Origin of the sequence: Mesorhizobium sp. IMUNJ 23033, from assembly GCF_044778005.1 — a bacterium.
Classification (GTDB): Bacteria; Pseudomonadota; Alphaproteobacteria; order Rhizobiales; family Rhizobiaceae; genus Mesorhizobium; species Mesorhizobium amorphae_A.
Window position 1 is genome coordinate 1 of sequence record NZ_JBJACT010000077.1, and the last position, 2,492, is coordinate 2,492.

Genomic DNA, 2,492 nt, shown 5'->3' on the forward strand with positions numbered 1-2,492 from the left:
ATTTCGCTCTTGCCTACCTGCTGGCACTGTTCGTTGGACCGTTTGCGGCCAGCCAAGGGCTGGCCGCAACTGTTCCGCATGTAGGCCTTCTCACCTATTGGGACTGCAGCCCGGGTACTGTTCAGGACGAATTCGGACCGTTTCTGAAGGGGCTCGAGGAACTGGGCTATAGGAAGGGCGAGACCTTTGCACTCGAGTGCCAGGCGGCCGGCAAGAATTACGACAGACTTGCCGAAGCGGCGCGCAAGCTGGTGCAGCTTCCTGTGGACGTGATCGTGACAAGCTCTCAACCGGCGGGACGTGCAGCCCACCAGGTGACGGATTCGGTCCCGATCGTATCGATCGTCAGCGGGGATCCGATATCCGCTGGCCTCGTCGCCAGCCTCGCCAGGCCAGGCGGCAATTTTACCGGGGTGAGCTACTATGCGACCGAACTTACTGCCAAGCGTCTGGAACTGCTGAAAGAAGCAATTCCGGGTATCGCCACGATCGGGGTTCTGGCCAACCCGGACGTTTCCTATTTGCCATTCGAGGCTGATGCAATGCGCGCGGCCGAAAAGCTCGGCATTGGCGTGAAGCTTCATCACATCAGGCAGCCGGCGGACCTCGATGTCGCAATCCCAGAAATGAAGAAAGAGGGCGTGCAGGCAATCTTCGTCCTGCCCGACGTCATGCTCGCCGGAGAGGCGGCACATATTGCCGTTCTGGCGCTCGAACAGCGGTTGCCGACGATGGCATGGGCTCCGTGGTATCCGCAAAACGGCTGTCTGCTTGCCTATTCCGCGGATTACGCGGAGATGCTGCATCGGCTGGCTTTCTATGTCGACCGGATTCTCAAGGGAACGAATCCCGGCGATCTTCCGCTCGAGCAGCCGACGAAGTTCGAGTTGTCAATCAATTTGAAAACGGCCAATGCCCTCGGCATCGATCTGCCGCAGACCGTACTGATCATGGCTGATGAAGTCATCGAATGAGGATGATGTGCGGGATTCGATCCATCGCGAAGCCGCTCCCGTGCGCCGATCACTGTTTCGGAAATACTTCATCGCGTTGTTCGCCGCCGTCATTGTCCCGATAGCTGCCAGCGGCATCAGCGACGCCTGGTTCGGCTATCGCGACCAGCGTGCCATGCTCAGTGCTCTCTTGCGGGTCGAGACCAGATCGGCAGCCGGCAGGATGCAGAGCTTTCTCGACGGCATCAGGGATCAGCTCCGCTGGATGGTCCAAAGGACCTTGACCGCCGACAACCGGGGACAGCACCGGCTCGAGGCCCTGCTGGCGATGCGCCGCGCCCCTGCAATCGTCAGCGTAAGTCTTATCGACCGTACCGGCGTGGAGCGGCTGCACGTCTCCCGCATTGGCCTGAACAGGGTTGAAGGAGGATTGGATCGCTCAGGTGATCCTGCCGTAGTGGGAGCCCTGTCGACGGGCATATGGTATGGCCCGGTCACCTATCGCGATGGCTCCGAACCGTTCATGACCATGGCACTGTGGGGACTGAGTTCCGTCGTCGTCGTCGTCGAGATCAACCTGAAGCTCATTTGGGTAGTCATTTCGGAAATTCGTGTGGGGCGCAGCGGCCACGCATTTGTTCTCGACCAGACCGGCCGGATCATCGCTCACCCAGACATCAGCAAGGTGTTGCGGGGCACCGACGAGAACACGGCGGCGGCCCTGCTCAGATTGCGGGACGAGATCGCCACGGCAGGTGGCGAGGCGACGACGGCCCGCAACGCCGAGGATGAACGCGTCGTGACTGCGATGGCACCGATCCCCAGTGTTGGCTGGACTGTGTTCGTCGAGCAGCCGCAGGCAGAGGCGTTTGCACCGCTCTATGCTTCTTTGTGGCGAACTGGCGGCCTGTTGCTTGCGGCAATCGCCTTAGCGGCGGCGCTCGCCTACTGGCTTGCCAGGCGCATGACCGGCCCGATCCGCCTGCTGGAGGAGGGCACCGAAAAAATCGGGGCCGGACAGTTCGATCACCGGATCGACATCGCCACCGGAGATGAACTTGAACGGCTGGCGGTCAGGTTCAATCAGATGGCGCAGGAACTCGCCATATCGCGGGATCGTTCGGAGCGGATTGCGCGGCTGAAACGCTTTCTCGCACCGCAGGTCGCGGAACTTGTGGAAAAGTCGGGTGACGAGAGCGTGCTCGCAGGCCAGCGGGCGGAAGTGGTCGCTGTTTTCTGCGATTTACGCGGCTTTACCGCGTTCTCGGCCCACGCCGAACCCGATGACGTCATGCAGGTGTTGCGCGACTACTACGAGGCTCTCGGCGCGATCATCACACGCTACGAGGCGACGCTGACCAACTTCTCGGCGGACGGGTTGATGGTGCTTGTCAACGCCCCTGTGCCGTGCGCGGAGCCGGCGCTTCGCGCAGTCGAGATGGCAATCGACATGCAGGACGCCGTTCAGCGCCTGATCGCCGCGTGGCGTCTGCGGGGCCATGCAGTCGGTTTCGGCATAGGGCTCGCGATGGGATGGGC

General features: G+C 61.5%; 2 protein-coding genes. Both read left to right on the top strand.

Going from position 1 to position 2,492, the window contains the following annotated elements:
• The coding region (locus ACFX5Q_RS34665) for an ABC transporter substrate-binding protein (protein WP_404285042.1) at positions 1–974 on the top strand (974 nt) is incomplete at its 5' end.
• The coding region (locus ACFX5Q_RS34670) for a cache domain-containing protein (protein WP_404285043.1) at positions 958–2,492 on the top strand (1,535 nt) is incomplete at its 3' end. The genes ACFX5Q_RS34665 and ACFX5Q_RS34670, both read left to right, overlap by 17 nt.